Source organism: Streptomyces spectabilis (assembly GCF_008704795.1).
Taxonomy (GTDB): domain Bacteria; phylum Actinomycetota; class Actinomycetes; order Streptomycetales; family Streptomycetaceae; genus Streptomyces; species Streptomyces spectabilis.
Map to the genome: position 1 here is coordinate 9,589,866 of NZ_CP023690.1, position 21,859 is coordinate 9,611,724.

Below are 21,859 nucleotides of genomic sequence, written 5' to 3' on the forward strand. Positions count from 1 at the left end.
TCAGGCCAGCCACCGCACGGGAGTCGCCCGGCGCACGTGGACGAGCACGTCGAACGCGTCGGCCAGCGAAGCGACCGCGACGTACTGGGACGCGTCCTGCGCCGGGTCGTAGACGCCGCTGATGACGCGGAGCCTCGCGGGGCCGTCCCACTGGCGGCGTACGTCGTCGTGGCGCAGGTCAAGCCAGCGTGCGGGCGTATCCGTCTCGCCGAGCCGTGCGTCGAGGAGATCCGCGCCCGGCTCGGGAACGGCGACGACCCCCAGGTCACCGTGGTGGAAGCCGATCGCCACGGAGACGTACCGCGCGCCGAGGCGTTCCCGCAGGAGCGTGCCGGCGGTGGGCTGTGGACCGGACTCGGGAGCCGCGTCGCCCATGGTCGTCCCGGCCGCCGCCGTGTGCGCGATCCCGTCCCAATAGACCATGCGCAGGCCGGTCCGCAGCTGGGTGTCACTGAGGGCGTCCGCCTCCCTCGCGGTGTCGCTCGTGAAGCTGCCGCGCCCGGCGACGCTGCCCGCGTGGAAGCTCTCGATCAGGCGCATCCGGGTCACGACGTCGTCGTCCCCGATGCCGGGCAGCGCCCGGATCAGCGCGAGGGCGTCGCGGGCGTGCTCGGCGAACGGCCGCCCGGGATGCGTGCCCCGGGCGCGCTGCACGTGCTCGTCGATGTCGTGCGCGGTCCGGATCGGGTCGAGGTGGGACGCCACGTCCGCGAGGAGTTCCGGGGCGGACGCGCGCACGTGGTCCAGGACCGCGTCGTAGTCGTCGGACCGCGCCTGCGCGGGCTTCACGCCGAAGACCCGTACGGGATCGTCCGGGTGGTCCCGGTTGAACTCCCGGATCCAGTCGAGGGCTTCGGCCATCTCGGCGGTGCGCCACGGACGCCAGGCACCGGCGAGCACGGCTTCGGCCGAGCCCGCGCCGCCGCGCACGTACCGGTCGAGGTCGGCGGCGACGTCGGCGCTGTCCTGCACGGCGAGCGCCCGGAAGCCGTGCCGCCGGACGAGCCGACGGAAGAGCTGGTCACGGATGCCGAAGGTGTCCCGGGAGAACCGCGTGGACTCGCCGATGCCGATGATGGTCGCCTCGACGGCGAGCGCATCGGCCAGGGCGTCGAGCGCGGCTTCGGAGAGCGGCCCGGCGCCGACGGGCCGCTGACCCGGGGTTTCCACGGGCGCGGGGAGGGAGTCCTGAAGAGCGGTGGTGTCGTTCGTCATGCCTCAGATGCTCATACGTGAAGTTCGGTTGAGGTCAAGGAGCGGCTGACTACTCCTCGTCGGTGGCCGCGGTCACCTCGACCTCGATCACGTCGTCCCTGTCGAAGAGCTCGGCGGCCAGCCTGCCGGTGTCGGCGGTGCCCTCCAGGGACAGCAGGACGCGGGCGGCGGGATCGCTCCCGCCGGGCAGCCGGTCGACCTTGACCTGGAGGATGCGGAATCCGCGCCGGGTGCACGTCTCCATCAGCTGGGGGAGGAGGGCCGTACCCGTGCGGTACGTCATGCGCAGGGCGAAGGCGGAGCCGCTCGCGCGGGGCAACCACCGCGCGGCGAGCCGTGGGTAGCCGCGCACGACGAGGAAGTGCAGCGCCGTCGCGGCCAGGGCGAGCACGGGCAGGCCGCCGCCGCAGGCCATGCCCACCGCGCAGGTGAGCCAGACCGCGGCGGCGGTGGTGAGGCCCCGCACCACGTCCTGGCGTACGAAGATCAGGCCGCCGCCGATGAAACCGATCCCGGAGACGATCTGCGCGGCCACCCGGGAGGGGTCGAAGGACACGTCGGCCAGCCGGAGGGCGCCGTCGAAGCCGTGCTGGGAGACCTCCATCATCAGCGCGCTCGCGACGCCCACGAGGGTGTACGTGCGCAGCCCGGCACTCTTGTGCCGGGCCGCGCGCTCCCAGCCGATGAGGCTCGAGAGGAGCAGGGCGAGCCCGAGTTCGGAGAGCTGCCGGGGGCCCTGCCCGCTCCGCAGGCCCCACAGGGGCATCGCCAGATGGACCATGTGCACCTCCTGTCACCGCCCTCGCCCCTGCCCCGGACGGTGCCGGGCACACCTGTCGCCTCAACCGCGGTCGCGGCAGCGGCCCGTGGCCCGGGTGAGGATCGTGTAGAGGGACGAGGCGACGACGATGCCGACGGGCAGCGAGAGGTCCATGCCGCCCAGGGCCCCGGCGACCGGCCCGGTGTACAGGGTGTCGACGCACAGGGCCGCCGCGGTGACGCCGCCCGCCAGGGCCAGGGCCCCGGCCGGGTTGACCCCGGCGGTGTACCAGAAGGGGCCGGCGCGGGTCTCGTCCATCAGGGCACGACCGTCGTAGCGGTTGCGGCGAAGCAGGATGTCCGTGGCGTAGACGGCGGTCGCGGGGCCGAGCAGGACGACGGTGAGCTGGAGGACGTTGCTGACGGTGTCGAGGAAGTCGGAGACGAGGAGCGCGTACAGGGTGAGGGAGACCGCGGCGGTGCCGTCGGCGATCACGCTGAGGGAACGGCGGATGCGGATGCCGACGGCCTGGAGCGCGAGCCCGGCGCTGTAGGAGGTCAGGGCGTTGAGGGCGATCGTGCCGAGGACGAGGGCGAGCAGGAAGACCGGGTCGAACCAGCCCGGCAGGATCCCCTGGAGCCCGGCCTGCGGGTCCGCCATGTCGACCGCCGTCGCGGCCAGCGCCCCGAGGGAGCACACGACGACGCCGGGCAGGAAGCCCCCGAGGGCGGTCCAGCCGAGGACGGCCTTGGCGGACGTCGTCCTCGGCAGATAGCGGGAGAAGTCGGCGCTGGTGGTGTACGACAGCGGAGCGGCGCCGACCAGGGTGACGCCGGAGATGAGGACCGCCCACAACTGCGCGCCGGTCAGCGGCTCGACGGGCGCGTAGGCGTAGTCGGCGCGCCGGAACACGCAGACCGCGACGACGGCGAAGACCGCGGCGAGCGCCAGGGTGATCGGCAGGTACAGCTTCATGATGGTGGCGTGGCCGTAGACGCCGATGGTCAGGGTGAGCGCGGCGATGGCGAGGACCACGACGACCTTCACGCCGGTGCTCGCGGTGGCACCGGTCTTCTCGACGAGCGAGAACGCGGCGGTCGCGGCGGCGGCGAGGTTCAGGGCGAAGTACGCGACGGAGATCATCCAGCCGACGACCGCGTTGTTGACGCGGTTGCCGCGGATTCCGTACATCGCGCGCGTGATCACTTCGCTCGGGGCGCCCGCGGCCGGGCCGGATACGGCGAGCAGCCCGGTGAGCGACCAGAACAGATTGCCCGTCACGATCACCGCGAGGGCCTGCCACAGCGTCAGGCCCATCAGGACCAGGGTGCCGCCGACGATGAGGCTCAGATAGTTGACGTTCGCCGCGGCCCAGACGGAGAACAGCCGCCGGGGGTGGCCGTGCCGCTCCTGCTCGGGGATGTGGTCGATGCCGTGGGCCTCGATGCGGCCCGCCCCGCCCGTCGGGGGCGGCGCCTCCTGATGCGCCGTCCGGGGGCTGAGGGGGACTTCGTGCGGGTCGGGAAGCGTGGACGCCATGCGGCCCCTCCGGAAGCTGGGTACCCACCTGCTTGTTTATTGGTCGCACACTCAATAGCATGGATTCCATGACGTCAAGGCTCCAGAACAAGCGAATCCGTAAGTCTCCAGCGGCTCGACGTGCGGAAATCGTTGTGGCTGCGGCTCGGGTGGCACTGGCCGAGGGGCTTGAGTGCATCACGCTCCGGCGCATCGCCGAGGAACTGGACGTCAGGCCGGGACTCATCAGCCACTACTTCCCGGCCGTGGACGACCTGGTGGCCGAGGCCTACGGCACCGCCGCCGGCTCCGAACTCGACGAACTCCTCCCGGCCGACCGGGCGGACGCCACCTGCACCCGGCACCTGGCGCGGTTCTTCGCCCTGGCCGTCGGAGAGGCGTTCGACGACCTCAGCCGCCTCTGGCTCAACGCCCGGCACCTCAGCCGTTACCGACCCGCGCTGCGCGCCCGCGTCACCGCGCAGGAGGCGGCCTGGCGCGACCGGCTCGAAGGGCACATCCGCGACGGCGTCGCACGGGGGGAGTTCCGCACCGACGACCCGATGGTGACGGCCATGCGGATCCTGGTCGTGCTCGACGGCCTCGGCGCGCTCGTCAACAGCGGCGACGCCCTCGACAGCCCGCCCGAGGTGCTGTGCCTTCCCGCCATCACGGCCGAGCGCGAACTCGGCCTGGAACCGGGCGCGCTGAGGCCCACGACGTCCGACTGACCTCCCCCGGCGGCACGTCTGCCCGTGTCGTGCCGCCGCTGATCCTGACCGATTCCCTTCGCAGCACGCAGCACGCAGCACGCAGCCGCCAGAAGGCAGCCGCCAGTACGCGCAGTACGCAGTACGCAGCAGCAAGAACGCAGACCGTCGCCGCTCCCACCGACGACCCCGCAAGGAGACCCCCGTGCGCACCTCCCTCATCCTGCTCTCGGCCCGTCTGCTCGACCCGGTGTCCGGTGAGTTCCTGCCGCAGACCGCGCTCGCCGCGGCGGGCGGACGCATCACCGCCCTCGGAGACGCCCAGGAGGTCCGCGCCCTCGCGGACCCCGCCACCGAGGTCATCGACCTCAAGGGCGCGGTGGTGACACCGGGCCTGGTCGACGGCCACATCCACCCCGTGACCGGTGCCGAACTGACCGACGGCCTTGACCTGTCGGGCTGTACCGACGTGGTCCAGGTGCGCGCCGCGCTCGCCCGCGAGGTGCGCGGCCTCGCCCCCGGCGCGTGGCTGCGCGGCTGGGGCCTCGACCCCAACGTGTTCGCGGGCGTCCCCGTCGCGACCGCCCCCTTCGACGACGTACTCGACGGCGTCCCCGCCCAACTGCTGCTCTTCGACGCCCACTCCATGCTGGCCAGCAGGCGCGCCCTCGAACTCGCGGACGTCGACGGGCCGCGGACCTTCGACCAGGCGACCGCCGAGGTGGTGTGCGACGCCGAAGGGCGGCCCACCGGGCTGCTCCTGGAAGAGGCCGCCTGCGAACTCGTGCGGCGGGCCGCCCCGCAGCCCACCCGCGAGGAGCGCCGCGACCGGCTCGCCGCCGCGCTGCGGACGATGGCCGCCGCGGGCCTCACCGGCGGTCACGCCATGGACGCCAACGGCGACAGCTTCGCCCTCTACACCGAACTCGACGAGGCCGGGCACCTGCCGCTCAGGCTGCGGGTCGCCCCCTGGTGCCAGCCCGGCACCGACGCCGACGGCCTGCGCGCACTCATCGACCAGCAGGGCACGGGCGGCCGCCTGTGGCGCACCGACGGCGTGAAGATCTTCATGGACGGCACCATCGACAACGGCACCGCGTGGCTGGAACAGCCCGACTGCCACGGCGAGTCCCGGGACGCCTTCTGGCCGGACCCCGAGGAGTACACCCGCGTCATCGGCGCGCTCCACCGCGCTGGAGTGCCCACCGCCACCCACGCCATCGGCGACGCGGCCGTACGCCACGTCCTCGACGCCGTAGAGAAGGCCCAGGCCGACGACTGGCGCGCGGTACGGCACCGGGTCGAGCACATCGAGACCGTCCCCGACGACACCCTGCGCCGCTTCGCGGAGCTCGGCGTCGTCGCCTCCATGCAGCCGACCCACTGCTGCGACTTCACCCGGGCCGACCACACCGACAACTGGTCGCGCCGCCTCGGCGAGGAGCGGGCCGCCCGTGCCTGGCGCTGCCGCGACCTGCACGACTCGGGGGCCGTCGTCGTCCTCGGCTCCGACTGGCCCATCGCTCCCGCCCCGCCGCTCGGCGTCATGGCCGGGGCCCGCCACCGGCGCCCGAGCCGCGACCTCACCCAGGACCCGCACGGCCCGGAGCAGGCCCTCACGGCCCTCGAGGCGCTCCAGGGCATGACCGTCAACCCCGCCTACGCGGCCGGGGAGGAGCACGAGGCGGGCCGCATCGCGATCGGCCACCGCGCCGATCTGACCGTCCTCGCCGCCGATCCGCTCACCACCGCCGCCACCGAACTGCCCGACCTCCCGGTGCTGCTCACCGTCGTCGACGGCGAACCGACCCACCGGGACGCCCGGTTGTGACCGGCCGACGCGGGCGCGGCGGCAGGCGCCTGCGAGAATGATGTGCATGGCACATATCGGAGGAGCGGTCGCCGACGGCGGCCGCGACGGGTCGGACTCCTTGCGTGACGGGCCGGAGTCCTTGGCCGTCGTGGCCGCCGTGATCGTCCAGGAGGGCCGTCTGCTGGTCGTGAGCAAGAAGGCGGCCCCGGACGTGTTCTATCTGCCGGGCGGCAAGCCGGACGCGGGCGAGGAGCCGCTGGAGGCCCTGGTCAGGGAGTTGGACGAGGAACTGGGCGTCCGTCCCGTGGCGCCGACGTTCCTGGCCGAGATCGAGTCGACGGCGGCCCTTGAAGGGGTGCCCCTGCATCTGACGGTCTTCACCGCGGGCCTCAGTCAGGTGCCACGGCCCGCGGCCGAACTGGCCCGTCTGCGCTGGATCGCGGGCACCGAGACCGATGTACGGCTCGCTCCCGCGGTGGAGGAGGAGATCCTGCCGATGCTGCGGCGGAGCGGGCTCGTGCCGGTGGGCTGAGGCGGCTGGAGCCGCCGCCCGCCCGCCGCACGGCACCCGTGCGGGTGGGACCGCGGGAACTTTCGTCCAAGACAGGACCGCCGGAGTCGGCGACTGTGGAGACATGCACAGAAACGAAGCGGGGCCCGCCCCCTTTGCCCGTGACGTCGAGGACGGCTGGGAGGTCGCCCCGGGCAGCGCGTCCCTCGACGGCGTCCGGATGGCGGGTTTCCGCGACCGTGCCGCGGCAGGCCTCGACCTGCGCGTGCTTCCCCAGCCCGCCGTGGTCGTCGTCATCGGGCTCGGGGACGACCCGGTCACGGTGGAGAGCGCCACGGGGGACCGGCGCCTGCGGAGCTTCGTCGCGGCGCTGACGCCGGGCCCGGCCCGGATCCGCGGCGAGCGGGTCGAGTGCGTCGAAGTGACCTTGTCACCCCGGGCCGCCTACGCGGTGCTCGGCGTCTCCCCACGCGAACTGGACGGGTCCATCACCAGCCTCGAAGACCTGTGGGGGCACCGCGAGCGACACCTCCGCGAGCGGCTCGCCGCCGCCGCGACCTGGCAGGAACGGCTCACACTCACCGACGCGTTCCTCACCCGGCGGGCCGCCCCGGCCCCCGCGATGACACCGGAGGTCGCCGCCGCCTGGGAGACCATCGTGCGCAGCAGCGGCCGCGTACGGGTCGCCGACCTCGCCGCCTCCTGCGGCTGGAGCCGCAAGAAGCTGTGGTCCAGGTTCAGCGACCAGATCGGCCTCACCCCCAAGCGCGCCGCCATGCTGGTCCGCTTCGACCGCGCCGCCCGCGCGCTCGGCGCCGGTGAGAACCCCAGTGACACCGCCCTGGCCTGCGGTTACGTCGACCAGCCCCATCTCCATCGCGACGTACAGGCCCTCGCCGGGTGCACGCCGGGCGCGCTGGCCGGCACGGCCACGTCGGCCGCCTGACCGGGCTCGCACAGAGCCCGTACATCTCACGTAGAGGGCACACACCCCACGAACAGGGAGACACCCATGTCGAAAACCGATGTCCGAGCGGCCGAGGCGGCCGACGGCGAACTGGTCGTCCGGCTCGCGTTCGGCAGCATGGCCGCGCAAACCCTGCGCGCGGCGGTCCGGTTGAAGGTGGTGGAACTCATCGGCGACGGACAGCGCCGGGCCGCGGACCTGGCCGCCGACGCGGGAACCGCACACCAGCCCATGACCCGGCTGCTGCGCGCCCTGGCCGGGCTCGGCCTGCTGGAGGAACACGCCCCCGACCGCTTCTCGCTGACTCCCGCGGGCGGGCTCCTCGACCCCGAACACCCCGCGTCCCTCACGTCCTTCGTGGGCATGTTCACCGACCCCACCCTGCTGCGCGCCTGGGAGCACCTGGACACCAGCGTCCGCACCGGCGAGGTCGCCTTCGACACCCTCTTCGGCACCGACTTCTTCAGTCACCTCGGCCACCACCCCGAACTGTCGGGGCAGTTCAACGCGGCGATGAGCCAGGCCGTCGCGGAGACCGCCGCCGCGCTGCCACACGCCTTCGACTTCGGCCGGTTCACCTCGGTCACGGACGTCGGCGGCGGTGACGGAACCCTCCTGGCAAGTGTCCTCGACGCCCATCCGGCCCTCACCGGAGTGGTGTTCGACACGGCGGATGGCCTGGCCGGGACGCCGAGGACGCTTGCACGGCACGGTCTGACGGACCGCTGCTCCGTGACCGCGGGGGATTTCTTCCGCTCGGTTCCCAAGGGCTCGGACCTCTATCTGATCAAGAGCGTCCTGCACGACTGGACGGACGACCAGGCGGTCACCATCCTGCGCCACTGCCGCGAGGTGCTGCCGCCCGGCGGACGCGTCCTGATCGTGGAGCCCGTCCTGCCCGAAGTCGTCGACATCCACGCCGATGCCGACGTGACCGACGGCGGGATCACCTATCTGACGGACCTCAACATGATGGTGAACGTGGGCGGCAGGGAACGCACCCGCACCGACTTCGAGCACGTGTGCCACCGTGCGGGCCTGGCCCTGACCTCGGTCACCCCGCTGGCGGCGGCCCCGCCCTTCTCCGTCATCGAGGCCGTGGCCGACTGACCCCGTGCGGCCGCGGCCACGTCATGATCCAGGCCGCCCTCGCCGAACGGCCCGGGATCGCAAAAAGGCATGAGCCAGCCCCTTTTGGTTGATTCGGCCCCACCCTGTTTCGGTCAAGGTGGGGCAAGCCTTGGACAAACCTTGAATGTCCCGGTCAGGGTGGTGCGACCAGGCCCGCGGGACGCCGTGCGGCGCGCGTCGACAGGCGCCGGGAACGGCCGAGTACCGACGGGGAGCGGCCGGGCGCGGGCGACGGGGGCAGGAGGGTCGGTGCGGTGACGGCGCGGTTCGCGGTGCTCGGAAACGTCGAGGTCCTGCTGGACGGCCGACCGCTCGGCATCGGGCACCTGCGCCAGCGCGGCGTGCTCGCGGCGCTCCTCGTGGACGCCAATCGCACCGTGTCCGTGGACCAACTCGCCGATCGCGTCTGGGCGGACCGGCCCCCGCAGCGGTTCCGGTCCTCCCTCTACAGCTATCTGTCCCGCCTGCGGAAGGCCCTGGGCCAGGCCGGGACGACCGGGGCGCACATCGACAAGCGGCCCGGCGGCTACCGGCTCACCGTCGATCCCTCGGCGGTGGACCTGCACCGCTTCCGGGACCTGGTGGCCGAGGCCCGGGCCGCGGCGGACGACGGACACGCCGCGGTCCTGTACGACCAGGCCCTCGCCCACTGGCAGGCGGAGGCGTTCGCCGGTCTGGACACGCCCTGGTTCAACGCCCTGCGCGAAGCCCTCGCCCGCGAGCGGCACGCGGTCGACCTGGACCGCGCCGACATCGCCCTTCGGCAAGGGCGTTACGGCGAACTCCTGGCCGCGCTCACCACGAGAGCCGACGCGCACCCGCTGGACGAGCGCCTCGCGGGCCAGCTCCTGCTCGCCCTGCACGGGGCGGGCAGGACGGCCGATGCCCTCGCCCACTACCGCCGCCTCAGGGAACGCCTCGCCGACGAGCTCGGCGTCGACCCGGGCAGCCCCGTGCGGGAACTGCACCAGCGGATCCTCACCGGCGACCTCCCCCTCACCCCGCCGCGCCTCCCGCCTGCCGCACCGCCGCCCGTGCCCCGCCAACTGCCCGCCTCACCAGGGGTGTTCACAGGGCGCGACGAGGAGCTCGACCGCCTCACCAAGACCCTGGGCGCCGCCGCGGCAGACGGCCGGGGCGGGACCGTGGTCATCTCCGCGATCGGCGGCATCGGCGGCGTCGGCAAGACGTGGCTCGCCGTGCGCTGGGCGCACGAGAACGCCCACCGCTTCCCGGACGGCCAGCTGTACGTGAACCTGCGCGGCTTCGACCCGGCGGCGCCGCCGATGCCCCCGCCCACCGCCGTCCGCGGCTTCCTCGACGCCCTCGGCGCCGACCCGGACAGCATCCCGTCGGACCCGGACGCGCGGGCCGCGCTCTACCGAAGCCTCGTCGCCGAACGCCGCATGCTGATCGTGCTGGACAACGCCCGCGACGCCGACCAGATCCGCCCGCTGCTGCCCGGCAGCCCCTCCTGCACGGTCCTGGTCACCAGCCGCAGTCGGTTGACCGCCTTGGTGGCCACGCACGGCGCCAGGTCGCTGTCGCTCGACGTCCTCGGCCGGGACGCGGCACACCGGCTTCTGGTCAGCCATCTCGGCCTGCCCCGGATGGCAGGCGAACCCGCCGCCGTGGACGCGCTCCTCGACCACTGCGCGGGCCTGCCGCTGGCTCTGGGCATCGTGGCCGCCCGCGCCGCCACCCAGCCCGACGCCCCGCTCGCCGTCCTGGCCACGGAACTGAGCCGGGCCGCCGACCGCCTCGACGCCCTGGACGCCGGTGACCTCACCGCCAGTCTGCGCGCCGCCTGCGAGGCCTCGTACCAAGCGCTCACTCCGGCGGCCGCGACCCTGTTCGCGCTCCTCGGCCTCGCCCCGGGACCGGACATCGCACCGGCCGCCGCGGCGAGCCTCGCGGCACTGCCCGAAGCCCGGACGCGCGTGCTCCTCGCCGAGTTGGAAGCCGCGCACCTGGTCCGCCAGGACCGCCCCGGCCGCTACCGGACGCACGACCTGATCCGGCTGTACGCCGCAGAGGCCGCCCGCCGGCGGTCCGAAAGGGACGTCGAGGCAGCCCTCGACCGTCTTGTCGACTTCCATCTGCACACCGCGTTCGCCGCCAACCGGCTCCTCGACGGGCCGAACACGCCGTTCATGGTCAGGCCGGAGCCCCCGGCCCCCGGCTGCGGCCCGCTGCGCCCGGCGGACACCGCCGCCGCGCTGCGGTGGTTCGACGCCGAACACGCCTGCCTGCTCGCCGTGCAGTCCCTCGCCCTGGACACCGGCCGCCTCCCGCACGTCTGGCAACTGGCCTGGACGCTCATCTCGTACCACCAGGGCGGCTACCACCTGGCCGAGTACCTCACCGCCTGGCGGGCCGCCCTCAGTGCCGCCGAGCGGCACGGCGACGCCCCCGCGCCCAGGGCCCTCGCCCACTGGCGCTACGGCCACGCCCGCGCCCTGACGGGCGACCACGGCGCGGCCCTCGACCACATCGGCCTTGCCCTCACCGTGGCCGAACGCACCGACGACATCGCGGGGCAGGCCCACATCTGCCGCACCCTCGGCCGCGTCTGGGAGCAGCACGGCGACGACGAGCGTGCCCTCGAACACGCCCTGCGCGCCCTCGCCCTCTACCAGCGCCTGGACAACCCCGTCTGGCAGGCCAACCAGCTCAACGCCGTCGGCTGGATGCACGCCCGGCTCGGCCGCTACCCGCAGGCACAGACCCACTGCGAGCACGCGCTGCGCCTCTACCGCGAGCACGGCCGCCCCGCCGACGCCGCCTCCACCCTCGACAGCCTCGGCTACATCGCCCACCACACGGGCCGACAGCAACAGGCCGTGGAGTACTACGAGCAGGCCCTGGCCCTCTTCCGCGGCTACGCGGACTCCTCGAACGAGGCCGACACCCTCGCCAACCTGGCCGAGACCCACCGCACCCTGGGCAACGAGGGCCCGGCCCGAGCGGCATGGCAGCAGGCCCTGGCCCTGTACGAGACCCAGGGCCGGGAGGGCCAGGCCGAGCGCGTGCGCTCCCTCCTGTCCCAAGGGCCGTCCTGAGCCCCACGAAACCCGCGTGAGCGTGGCCGGATCAGGCGGCTGAGGAGGCTTTGAGTCCGGCTGATACTCAGGTCTCGACAATCCGTCCCCAACTCCTACTTCCGGAGGCCCGCCCATGCCCCAGACCCGTGTGCAGTCCGCCGTTCTCGAAGCGTGGCTGTCGGGCGCCGAGAGCGCGTACGGCCAGGCCAACCCCGCGGGGCCGCTCTACGTCGGCGGCAGCGCGGCCGAGGCCGCGCTGACCGACCCCAGTGACTCCCTGTACGGCTTCTGTTCCAGCCCGAGCGGGTCGCACGGCAGCTGGTGCTGCTGACCCCTCGCGGGGAGCCACGGGCCACGGCACTCCCGGCACCGGGAGCACGCCGGTTCGGCTCGCGGCTCCCCGCACCCCCTTCGGAGCGGCTCGACAGGCGCCGACGCGCGGCGCGGGACGGAGGCGGTGGCCCGTGAGCGGAGCGGCACCGGAGAAGACCGCACGGCAGGACCGGACGGACGGGGCCGGGCAAGGCCGGGACGAGGCGCGATGGTTCGCCCGGCCCGTACGGAACATCGCCCGCCCCTGGCGGGAGGAGCTGGCCCGGCGCCTCGCCGCCGTGGACGCGCTGGGCGGGCGCGAGCGGGACGTGATCCTGGAGGCGGGTCACACCGCCCTGCTCACCTCCTTGCACGCGAAGCTGTCCCGCCTCTTCCTGATCGAACTGCACGCGCTGCGCATGGCGACGGACCCGGGTCCGACCGGCGCGGGCGCGGCGGCCGACCCCGGGTCCGACGACCGGACCTGGGCCGCGTTCATCGACCAGGCCGGTGCGGACGGCTATCTGGACGGCCTTGCCCACCGGTACCCCACCCTCGGCTCGCGGGTCGCGTCGGTGGCGCGGCTCTCGGTGGCGGCCACGGCCCGGTTCGCCGAGCGCCTCGCCACGGACCGTGACCTGCTGACGCCGCTGCTCGCGGGGCCGGCGGGGGAGGTGCGGGCCGTCGCGTTCGGCGCGGGCGACAGCCACCGGGGCGGCCTGACCGTCAGCCGGGTGGACTTCGCCGCCGGAAGCGTCATGTACAAGCCCCGGCCGTCCGGGGCCGACGTCGCCCTCGGCGCGCTCCTCGACGAGCTGTTCGCAGACCTGCCCGGCGCCCCGCCGCCGGACGCACGCGTCCGGGTGCCGAGGACGCTGGCCCGCGACGGCTACGGCTGGGCCGAGTTCGTCGCGCACCGCTACTGCGCCGACGACGCCGAACTCGCCGCGTTCTACCGCAACGTCGGCCACTGGCTCGCCGTCCTGCGCTGCGTCGGCGGCACCGACATGCACGCCGAGAACATGATCGCCGCGGGCCCGGTCCCGGTGATCGTGGACGCCGAGACCCTCTTCGACGCGCCCGCGCCCTTCCCGCCCAGCGGCCGCGGCGACGCGGTCGACGTGGCGGCGGCCGCCATCCGCCGCACCGTGCTGCGCACCGGCCTGCTGCCCGTGCGCGGCACGGGCTTCGCGCTCGGCGGCGTCGACATCTCCGGGATCGGGGCGCTCCCCGGCCAGCAGCCGCTGATCCCGCACCCCGTGATCGCGGACGGCGGCACCGCGGCGGCCCGCTTCCAGGTGGACCTGGTGGCCATGCCCACGGCGGGCAACCACCCCAGCCCCACCCCGGTCCTGAGCGCGTACTGGGACCGGATCCTGGCGGGCTTCCGCGAGCTGACCGCGCACCTGCGGCGGCCCGGCACCGATCCGCACGCGCTCCTGCGCCGCTTCGAAGGCGCCCGGGCGCGGCGCATCCTGCGGCCGACGCAGGCGTACGTCGACATCGGCCGGATGCTGTGGCACCCGGCGTCGCTGCACGACGAACCGACCGCGGTCGAGCGGGCCCGCGACATCCTGCGGCGCAACGCCGAGGTGCTGCCGGGCGCGCCGACCGACCGCGCCGCCATCGACGGCGAGATCGCGGACCTCCTGGTCGGTGACGTGCCGATGGTCACCTTCCCCGTGGACGCGGGCGTCGTCCGCGCCACCGTCGAGGACTGGCGCACCGCCGACCTGGCCCTGGAGGAGTCGGTGATCCAGGACGCGCTGGTGGGCGCGTACCTCAACGAGCGGTCGCTGCCCCCGCGCGTGCAGACCGCCGCCCGCGACCCGCACGCCCGTGACCGGGAGCGCCGCCGCCGGGAGCTGGCCGCGGGGATGGTGCGGCGCCTGTGCGACGGCGCGGTGCGCGGCGACGACGGCACGGTCACCTGGATCAGCCCGGTGTTCACGCCCGCCGGATGGTCGATCAGGGTGCTGCCCGCCGACCTCTACACCGGGCAGGGCGGGGTGGCGCTGACGCTCGCGGAGTACGACCAGGAGGTGCGGGCCGGGCGGGCGGACGAGGTGCCGGGCGTCGCCGAGGCCTTCGCGGGGGCCCTGCGGGTCCTGGAGAGCACCGAGGACCGGACGCCGACGCCGTCCGCGGGCGCCTTCAGCGGTGCCGCGTCACAGGTGTGGACGTGGCTCGCGCTGCACCGGGTGCGCGGCGAGGACCGGTTCCTGGCGCGGGCCGCCGAACGGGCCGTGCTGCTGGAGGCGGGCCCGCTGGTCGACGACGACGTCGAGGTGGACCTCCTCAACGGCGCGGCGGGCGGGATCGTCCCGCTGCTCGGTCTGGCCGAGGCGACGGGGCAGGACCGGTGGCTGGCCGCCGCGGCGCGGATCGGCCGCCGCCTCTCAGGCCTTGCCCTCGTCGACGGGAGCGGTGCCCGCTGGACGACCCGGCTCAACCCCGAGGGCATCGGCGGCTTCGCCCACGGCGCCACCGGCATCGGCTGGTCCCTGCTGCGGCTCGCCCTCACCGAGGCGGGGTCGCCCGGCGAACGGCGCGGCTGGGCCCGCCTCGCCGAGCGGGCCTTCGCCTACCAGGAGTCCCTCTACCGGCCCGAGCACGACAACTGGCTCGACGTGCGCGTCGGCGCCGAGGAGGACTTCTTCACCAGCTGGTGCCACGGCAGCACGGGCATCGGCGTCGCCATGCTGGACCTCCACCGGCGCGCGGGCGACCCCGCTCACCTGGAGGTGGCCCGGCGCGCCGCGCGCGCCTGCGCCACCGAGGGCTTCGGCTGGAGCCACACCCTGTGCCACGGCGACCTCGGCCTCTGGGAGTTCCTGACGTCCCTGGGCGTCGGGGACCCGCAGGACCTCGACGGCGAGATCCTGACCGGCCTCGAACAACGCGGTCCGGTCGGCGGCCTGGCCCGCGAGGCGTTCTCCCCGAGCCTCATGTCCGGCCTCGCGGGAGTGCTCCACACCCTCCTGCGCATGCACCCCGCGGCCCGACTGCCCGACCCGCTGCTGCTCGACTGACGCCTCGGCCGGCCACACCGCGCCGGGCGGCGTCAGCCGTCGAAGCGTTCGCGGGAGGTCTCGATGTCGCCGAGGTGGGCGTGGGTCCAGCCGCAGATGCCGTCGACGACTGCGCGCAGGGCCCGGCCGGGACCAGTGAGGGCGTACTCGACGCGCGGCGGCACGGTGGGGTACACGGTCCGCTCCACCAGGCCGTTGCGCTCCAGCATGCGCAGGTTCTGGGTGAGCATCTTGTGACTGATGCCCTCGACCTCGTTGCGCAACTCGCTGAAGCGCAGGGTGCGTTCGCCGAGCGCCTCGATGATCAGGAACGCCCACTTGTTGGCGATGTCCGAGAAGATCTCCCGCGCGAGGGAGTCCGCCCGCCTCAAGTCGGCGTCTTCGGGCAGGCCCTTGAGGAGCTGCTTGGTCACCATGAGGTACCCCTGTCACGGAAAAGTGCGTTCTTCCAGGTCGGCGCTCACTCTCCTACGGTTTCCGAGTAACCACAAGAGACCGCCACGGGAGAAGGAAGTGCACCATGACCACCACCGATGTCTTCCACTGCGACGTGCCGGCCGAGAGCGCCTTCGGCTACGCTCAGGCCATCAGGTGCGGCGAGTTGATCCACGCCTCCGGACAGCTCTCGCTCGACGCGGCGGGCGCGTTCCGGCACGCGGACGACTTCGCCGCCCAACTGCGGCAGACGTACGCCAACGTCGACAGGATCCTTGACCACTACGGCATCACCCGCGCCCACATCGTCGCCCAGACCTTGTACGTGGTGGATCTGCGGCGGCACGCCGAGGCCGCGGCGGCGGGCAACCTCGCCTACTTCGGGAAGCACCGCCCGGCCAGCACCGTGGTGGGCGTCACCGAACTGACCTTCCCCGGCCAGGTCGTGGAGATCGGCTTCGTCGCCGACGTACGGCTGCCCGGCTGAGGTCATCGCCTGAGGCGGCGGTCGATGACGCGCTGAGCGGCGTCGATCGCGGCACGGACGTCCGCGATCTTCGCACCCTGCCGGCGCGAGAGTTCCAGCGCCTCGGTCACCGACTTCTTGTCGGAGATCCGTTTGGTGATCCGCTTGGCGCATTCGGTGCTCAACACCGTCGTCTCGTATGCCTCGACCGTGTCGACGACGGCGCCGAACGGAATCTTCGGGAAGCGCTTCTCCGCCTGCTTGACGAGGCTGAGTTCCCTCCTCAGGCCGCCCAGGTCTGCATGGGTCGCGGTCAGGGACTGGAGGGCGTCGAGCTCGACGACGACCTTGTCGAGGACCACGTAATCCTTCTCCAGGAGCTTGGCCCTCTTGTCACGCCAGCGGTAGACGGCGGCGAGGACGAGGCCGAGCGCGGTGAGGAGAGCGACCCAGGTGAAGGTGTCGTTGAAGCCCTCCGACGCCGCGCTGCTGGCCTGAAACAGACCGCTGCCGCAGGTGTCATCCGTGTTTTGCCACGGAGAGGAAGAACAAGGGGGCACCATGAGGTTGTCCTAACCGGGAACTAGGAGGAAGCCCGCCGGCCAGGTCCTGCACAGGTCGACCGACGAGCGTCTGAAGGTTCTCCGTGCGCCGGTGACGCGGCGCACATCACAGCTGCGGCCTCGGGCTCCACCAAGCCTGGGGCCGCGGTCGTTTCAGGGCTTTCGCGCCCGGCCGGACGGCGCTATCGCGCGCGGCCGCCGTGGTCCGGACGGGGTTGGGCACGACGCGGCCCGTTCCGGCCGGGCGGACACGCGGAAGCGTGCGAACTGAGGTGTTTCCCGGTCATTCGTTCTCCGTGCGGGGCGTCGCGATGAAAATGAGGGCATCGGCTCTTCCGTGATGAGGTCGAGGAGGTGGCGCGGGGCCGTGGACGGGCCGAGGCCGCTCAGCGTCTGCCACGGGCTCGGAATCCTGGCGGGCGCTGGGCGGAACCCCGGCTAGTCCACGGGGTGTTGGGGGATGAGGCGGGCCAGGATCCGGTGCCGCTGCCGCCAGCCGGGGTTGTTGCGGACCACCGAGATCCGCACGTCGTTCGTCGCGGTGTACAGCGTCGCCATCCCGGCCCCCAGTTGCAGGGCGACCGCCGTGGAGATCCCCCAGAACAGCAGCATCGTGACGGTCATGCAGATGCTGACCATGGCGGCGCCGAGCGGCATCGCCGCGTTCGGCACCTTGGCGATCGTGCTGTGCGTGCGCGCCCGGGTGGACCGGCGTTCGTCCCGGCAGGCCTTGTGGACGGTGTCGGCGTAGGCGCGGACATGCTTCTCCGGGTCGAACGAATAGGTACGGAACTCACCCATCGGAGCCTCCTCCTTGGCGGTGCTGGTGGTGCAGGGCCTGGTCATCGATTCCCTCTCGTCACTCACGTGCCGCTTCACGTATGCACGGGCTCGCGTCGCCGTCCGGACAGGAGCCACTCGAGGCCGTCGACGTCCACGTGGTCCTCGCTCATGGCCTTCCAGGCGTTGCTGAAGTGGGCCTTGACGCCGCCGGTCGTGATCCCCATGGCGTCCGCGATCTCGGGCCTCGGCATCCGCATGACCCCGGCCATGTGGAAGACCGCCTTCTCGCGCTCCGAGAGATTGCCCTCGCTCACGTAGTGCAGGCCGCCGAGGATCGTCTGCTTCTTCTCGGCCGGATCCCATCCCGGCGGCAGATCGGCGTCGTTGAGATGCTCGTCGAGCTGTCTCGAAAGCAGCGGGGGAAGGTCCTCCAGATAGAAGGTGGCGGGGCCCGAGCGGCCGGACAGGAGCGCACTCCGGTGCTTGCGCGCCTTGGCGATGGTCCTGCCGCGGAACTCGACCCAGTTCGAGCTGAACCGGCGGACCTCGGAGGCGTAGTACGCGGCTGCCTCCTTCCGCACCCACTCCTGGACGGCCCACACGGGTGCCCCACCGAGGTAGACGTCCCGGAAGAGCGTGAACACCGCTCGTTCGTCCGGCAGATGTCGGTGGATGATGAAGCTCACTGGGGCCTCCCGTGACGTCCCGAGCGAGATGAATTTCGGACTGACGCCGAACGTACTCAGCGGCGCCCCCGACGGGTTTAGCGTCCGGCGGCACCCTGCCTGAACTGCGTGAACGTCCGTACCCGGACGGGCGGTGAGGGAGGCGGCCGCCCCCGTGCCACCAGGGCGCGGGGGCGGGGGTGTGATTGGGTACGCCGTATGGGTCTCAGACGAATGTTCCCAGGGCGCGCGTGCGCGGGGGTGGGTTGTCGTGCCGGGGCGGGTGCCGCCGTCCGACCGGAGGGCGGATCATGAGCCGCGGCCCCGCACCGGATCGGCCCTGCCGCGTCCCGGAGACGGCCGCGGCGCCCCCTTTCGACCCCGAACTGAGCGTCGCCCTCGCGGCCTTGGGCGCCGGGCCGAGGGAGCCGGTCACCCCGGAGAACCTCCAGGAGCGGCGAGCCCGGGACGCGGCGTCACGTCCTCGGCCGACGGCCGAAGAGCTGCGCGCCGACGGCCGCTTCGAGGTGACGGAGCTGCGCGTACCGGGGCCGCGGGGCGCACCCGACGTCACACTCGTGAGCGCGCGGCCCGCGGGGCTCGCGGGCCCGCTGCCCCTGCTGTACTACCTGCACGGCGGCGCCATGGTGATGGGCAACGCCTGGTCCGTGCTGCCGCGCGTCCTCAGCGAGTGGGCCCTGCCGCTGGGTCTCGCGGTGATCTCGGTGGAGTACCGGCTCGCGCCGGAGACGCAGTACCCGGGGCCGTTGGAGGACTGCTACGCGGGACTCGTCTGGGCGGTCGAGCACGCGGCCGAACTGGACGTCGACGCGGACCGGGTCATCATCGGCGGCAAGAGCGCGGGCGGCGGGCTCGCCGCGGCCCTGGCCCTGCTGACCCGTGACCGCGGGGGGCCCGGGGCGCTGGGGCAACTGCTGCTGTGCCCGATGCTCGACGACCGCAACAGCACCTGTTCCAGCCACCAGATGTCGGGCCGCGGCCTGTGGGACCTCACCTCGCACACGACCGTGTGGCAGGCGGTGCTCGGCGACCGCTACGGCGCCGCCGACCTGTCGCCCCTCGCGGCCCCCGCCCGGGCCACGGACCTCGCCGGGCTGCCCCCGGCCTACATCGAGGTCGGCTCGGCCGAGATGTTCCGGGACGAGGACATCGCGTACGCGAACGCGATCTGGCGGGCCGGGGGCCAGGCCGAACTGCACGTGTGGTCCGGCGCCTACCACGGCTTCGACGGCATCGCGCCGAAGGCGGCCGTCAGCCTGGACGCCCGCGACGCCCGCACCCGCTGGCTGCGGCGCCTGCTCGCCCAGTCGGGCACGAAGGACGCGTGAACGGCGCCCGATCCGGGCCCCGTTCACGCGCAAGCCCGCGATCGGTGGGGACGGCCGGTCGCGGGCTGGGGTGTCGCGGGGGAGGGGGCTGCTGGTCAGGCGGCGTGACCGAGGGCGAGGGCGGCCACGACGGGCGCCAGGTAGAGCACCGGGAAGGCGACGGTCTTGTACGAGCGGGCGCGCAGCACGGTGATGACCGCGCCGCCGAAGTACAGGATCAGGCCGATCCCGGCCGCCACGCCGATCGCGGGCACCGCGAGGCCGACGAGCAGGCCGACGGCGCCGGCGGTCTTGGCCAGGCCGAGCGGGGTCCACCAGGACTGCGGGACGCCGTACTGGACCAGCGGCTCCGTGACGAACGCGGCCTTGCGCAGCAGCGAGAAGCCGGAGAAGCCGACCCAGGCGGCGGTGAGCACGGTGACGACGACGGCGGTGGTGGACATGGGCACTCCTCGGAGACGGCTGAGCGGGTCGGATGCTTGCGACGACGGCCTCCCAGCGTCGCTGGCGTCGCCGTCACGGGTCTGACGCACCGGCGCCGGGGAATGTGACAGGTCCGCACGGCTTTCTCGTCCACCGGTGTGCGGAGGCGCCCCTGCGACCCCACACGCGCGTACGGCACACCACCGCTGGGGTCGTGTGCCGTACGGGCGTGGCTCAAGCCGGGTCAGCGCCGGCGCAGCGCCTCGCGGACCGTGGTGAACAGGTCGGTCTGGTTGGTGACGCCGAGGACGCGGTAGGCCTGCGGGCCCTGGGCGGCGATGCGGACCTGGGTGCCGGTGTGCTCCTGGGCCTTGCCCGGGGGGTTGGTCGAGTAGTTGACCTTCAGCTGCTGGCCCTCGTCGGTGACGAGGGTGGAGGTCATGCCGGGCGGCTGGGCGTCCAGCGGCACGATCTGGCTGGTGTGGCCGTGGTCGGCGGTGGTCACCACGAGGGTGTCGGGGTGCTTGGCGGCGTACGCGCGCGCCACCTTCACCGCGCGGTCGAACGCGGCGGTCTCACCGATCTGGCCGCACGGGTCGGCCGCGTGGTCCTGCTTGTCGATGGAGGCACCCTCGATCTGCAGGAAGAAGCCCTGCTTCGAGTGCTGCTTCCGCTGCTTGGCCTCGAGGAGCTTGATGGCCTGGGTGGCCTGGTCCGCGAGGGCCGGGGTGCCGTCCGGGCGGCCCGGGTTGGAGGTGACGCAGCGCTGCGGCGCGGTGCCGCCGAGGGCGGCGGGCTTGCCGGTCCACTCCGTGGGCACGTTGCCGTCGGCGAAGAGGCCGAGGACGGGCTTGCCCGGCTTGACGGCCTTCAGGCCCGCCTTGTCGGTGACGACCTGGTAGCCCAGCTTCTTCGCCTGCTCGGTGACCGTGCGGCCCTTGTACTTGCCGTCGGTGACCTTCTGGTCGAAGCGCTGCTTGCCGCCGCCGAGGAGCACGTCCACCTTGTGGTTGACGCTCTGCTCGGCGATGGAGCCGGGGCCACCCTTGGCGATGGTGTCGGCGGGGCACTTGGCCATGTCGGCGGGGCCCTGGCAGCTGCGGTCGGTGGCGTGCGAGGCGAGCACCGCGGGGGTGGCGTCGGTCAGCTCGGCGGTGGTCACCGAGCCGGTGGCGTAGCCCCTGCGCTGCGCGAGCTCCAGGATCGTCGGCACGGCCTTGTCGGTGTCCGGCGTCTTGGAGATGCGGCCGTTCACGGTCTTGTGGCCGGTGGCCCAGCCGGTGCCGCTGGCGGCGGAGTCGGTCACGTACTCCGGGGAGCCGTCGGGGTGCACGGCGTACGTCGTGTAGCTGCCCGTCAGCGGGAACTTGTCCATGTTCAGACGGCCACTCGCGCCCACGGTGTAGTCCCGGGCCAGCGTGATCTCCGAGTCTCCCATGCCGTCACCGATGAGCAGGATGACGTTCTTCGCCTTCCCGCCCTTGATCGCGGCCTGGGCCTGCTCCTTGCCGCCCGAGGCCCCCGCCGTGGCGGTGACCGCGACGGCGGCGGTGGCGGTGGCCGCGACCACGGAAGCGGCGACTATGAGAGTGCGGGGGGACCGGCGCGGGATGGACATGCACGACTCCTCGATGAAGTACTGGACTTGTCGGACACTTCACCAGCGCTGTGTGAACCGGCGGGAACGCCCCGGCGTTGTTTCCCTGACGTGCGCGTGACACGAAGTGGATCTTGTCGAGCGGGGGCCGCGCCCCCAGCCGCCCCATCGCGCCAACCGCATGGGATCATGGCCCTGACCAGGGGAAACCCAGAATGAGAAGGACGAGGCAGTACATGTTCGACGCCCTGAAGAACCTCAAGGACAAGGCCGAGGACCTGGCGCAGGCCCACGGTGACAAGATCTCGGGCGGGCTTGAGAAGGTCGGCGACTTCATCGACAGCAAGACCGACGGCAAGCACAGCGGCAAGATCGACACCGCAGTGGACAAGGCACAGGACGTCGTCGGGAAGCTGGGCGAGAAGAAGGCCTGAGCCGTACGCCGGGGGAGGGGCGGCCAGGCGGCGGGCGCGGCGCGGCGCACCCGTGAGACGGGGGCGGAGGGCTCCCGGCCGTGGCCCGTGTCGGGCCGTACGCGGGGACGGCGGGAGCGAGGTGCGGTGGC

General features: G+C 73.1%; 20 protein-coding genes. 11 read left to right on the plus strand and 9 right to left on the minus strand.

All coding sequences use genetic code 11. From position 1 onward, the window contains the following. The 3 genes from CP982_RS40670 to CP982_RS40680 are packed head-to-tail and all read right to left on the minus strand — an operon-like array spanning position 1 to position 3,514. Positions 1–1,215: an erythromycin esterase family protein gene (locus CP982_RS40670; protein WP_150515090.1), complete on the minus strand. Its 1,215-nt coding sequence runs from the start codon at positions 1,213–1,215 to the stop codon at positions 1–3. 49 nt (positions 1,216–1,264) lie between these two features. Beyond that, positions 1,265–1,996 carry an MgtC/SapB family protein gene (locus CP982_RS40675; RefSeq protein ID WP_150515091.1) on the minus strand — a complete coding sequence of 244 codons (732 nt, stop codon included), beginning with the start codon at positions 1,994–1,996 and terminating at the stop codon, positions 1,265–1,267. Between the two features lie 60 nt (positions 1,997–2,056). Further along, a complete protein-coding gene (locus CP982_RS40680; RefSeq protein ID WP_150515092.1) occupies positions 2,057–3,514 on the minus strand; it encodes a purine-cytosine permease family protein in 1,458 nt (485 codons plus the stop codon). A gap of 68 nt (positions 3,515–3,582) precedes the next feature. On the opposite strand from CP982_RS40680, the gene CP982_RS40685 reads away from it, so the two are divergent. The 8 genes from CP982_RS40685 to CP982_RS40720 all read left to right on the plus strand — a co-directional run bounded on the left by CP982_RS40685 (position 3,583) and on the right by CP982_RS40720 (position 15,013). Beyond that, positions 3,583–4,224: a TetR/AcrR family transcriptional regulator gene (locus tag CP982_RS40685; protein ID WP_150515093.1), complete on the plus strand. Its 642-nt coding sequence runs from the start codon at positions 3,583–3,585 to the stop codon at positions 4,222–4,224. Positions 4,225–4,408: 184 nt separating this feature from the next. Next, positions 4,409–6,034, plus strand: a complete 1,626-nt coding sequence (locus CP982_RS40690) for an amidohydrolase (protein ID WP_150515094.1) — start codon at positions 4,409–4,411, stop codon at positions 6,032–6,034. A gap of 46 nt (positions 6,035–6,080) precedes the next feature. Continuing rightward, positions 6,081–6,548, plus strand: a complete 468-nt coding sequence (locus CP982_RS40695; protein WP_150515095.1) for an NUDIX hydrolase — start codon at positions 6,081–6,083, stop codon at positions 6,546–6,548. 103 nt (positions 6,549–6,651) lie between these two features. Continuing rightward, positions 6,652–7,473, plus strand: a complete 822-nt coding sequence (locus tag CP982_RS40700; protein ID WP_150515096.1) for a helix-turn-helix domain-containing protein — start codon at positions 6,652–6,654, stop codon at positions 7,471–7,473. Between the two features lie 66 nt (positions 7,474–7,539). Continuing rightward, positions 7,540–8,604, plus strand: a complete 1,065-nt coding sequence (locus CP982_RS40705; protein ID WP_150515097.1) for a methyltransferase — start codon at positions 7,540–7,542, stop codon at positions 8,602–8,604. Positions 8,605–8,879: 275 nt separating this feature from the next. Next, a complete protein-coding gene (locus CP982_RS40710) occupies positions 8,880–11,687 on the plus strand; it encodes an AfsR/SARP family transcriptional regulator (RefSeq protein WP_150515098.1) in 2,808 nt (935 codons plus the stop codon). Positions 11,688–11,802: 115 nt separating this feature from the next. Then, positions 11,803–12,000 carry a DUF6229 family protein gene (locus CP982_RS40715; protein ID WP_150515099.1) on the plus strand — a complete coding sequence of 66 codons (198 nt, stop codon included), beginning with the start codon at positions 11,803–11,805 and terminating at the stop codon, positions 11,998–12,000. A 133-nt stretch (positions 12,001–12,133) separates the two neighbouring features. After that, positions 12,134–15,013 (plus strand): type 2 lanthipeptide synthetase LanM family protein, encoded by a 2,880-nt coding sequence (locus CP982_RS40720; RefSeq protein WP_150515100.1) that lies wholly within the window; start codon positions 12,134–12,136, stop codon positions 15,011–15,013. A gap of 32 nt (positions 15,014–15,045) precedes the next feature. On the opposite strand, the gene CP982_RS40725 is transcribed toward CP982_RS40720, so the two are convergent. Continuing rightward, positions 15,046–15,429: a winged helix-turn-helix transcriptional regulator gene (locus tag CP982_RS40725; RefSeq protein ID WP_150515101.1), complete on the minus strand. Its 384-nt coding sequence runs from the start codon at positions 15,427–15,429 to the stop codon at positions 15,046–15,048. Positions 15,430–15,533: 104 nt separating this feature from the next. Here CP982_RS40725 and CP982_RS40730 point away from each other — a divergent pair, with 104 nt between their 5' ends. Then, a complete protein-coding gene (locus CP982_RS40730) occupies positions 15,534–15,935 on the plus strand; it encodes a Rid family hydrolase (protein WP_150515102.1) in 402 nt (133 codons plus the stop codon). A 2-nt stretch (positions 15,936–15,937) separates the two neighbouring features. Here CP982_RS40730 and CP982_RS40735 read toward each other — a convergent pair whose 3' ends face one another. From CP982_RS40735 to CP982_RS40745, 3 genes are all read right to left on the minus strand, one after another. Continuing rightward, positions 15,938–16,477: a hypothetical protein gene (locus CP982_RS40735; protein WP_150515103.1), complete on the minus strand. Its 540-nt coding sequence runs from the start codon at positions 16,475–16,477 to the stop codon at positions 15,938–15,940. 438 nt (positions 16,478–16,915) lie between these two features. Further along, positions 16,916–17,323: a hypothetical protein gene (locus CP982_RS40740; protein WP_030672105.1), complete on the minus strand. Its 408-nt coding sequence runs from the start codon at positions 17,321–17,323 to the stop codon at positions 16,916–16,918. Between the two features lie 29 nt (positions 17,324–17,352). Next, the gene (locus CP982_RS40745; RefSeq protein WP_150515105.1) at positions 17,353–17,946 is read right to left on the minus strand and encodes a helix-turn-helix domain-containing protein; all 594 of its coding nucleotides are present in this window, start codon (positions 17,944–17,946) and stop codon (positions 17,353–17,355) included. 290 nt (positions 17,947–18,236) lie between these two features. On the opposite strand from CP982_RS40745, the gene CP982_RS40750 reads away from it, so the two are divergent. Continuing rightward, positions 18,237–19,274 carry an alpha/beta hydrolase gene (locus CP982_RS40750; protein ID WP_150515106.1) on the plus strand — a complete coding sequence of 346 codons (1,038 nt, stop codon included), beginning with the start codon at positions 18,237–18,239 and terminating at the stop codon, positions 19,272–19,274. 95 nt (positions 19,275–19,369) lie between these two features. Here CP982_RS40750 and CP982_RS40755 read toward each other — a convergent pair whose 3' ends face one another. Both CP982_RS40755 and CP982_RS40760 read right to left on the minus strand, forming a co-directional pair. Then, positions 19,370–19,717, minus strand: coding sequence for a DoxX family protein (locus CP982_RS40755; protein ID WP_150515107.1), 348 nt, complete (start codon positions 19,715–19,717; stop codon positions 19,370–19,372). A 224-nt stretch (positions 19,718–19,941) separates the two neighbouring features. Beyond that, positions 19,942–21,315, minus strand: a complete 1,374-nt coding sequence (locus CP982_RS40760) for an alkaline phosphatase (protein ID WP_221514728.1) — start codon at positions 21,313–21,315, stop codon at positions 19,942–19,944. Positions 21,316–21,530: 215 nt separating this feature from the next. On the opposite strand from CP982_RS40760, the gene CP982_RS40765 reads away from it, so the two are divergent. Then, positions 21,531–21,728 (plus strand): antitoxin, encoded by a 198-nt coding sequence (locus CP982_RS40765; RefSeq protein WP_150515995.1) that lies wholly within the window; start codon positions 21,531–21,533, stop codon positions 21,726–21,728. Positions 21,729–21,859 lie beyond the last annotated feature (131 nt).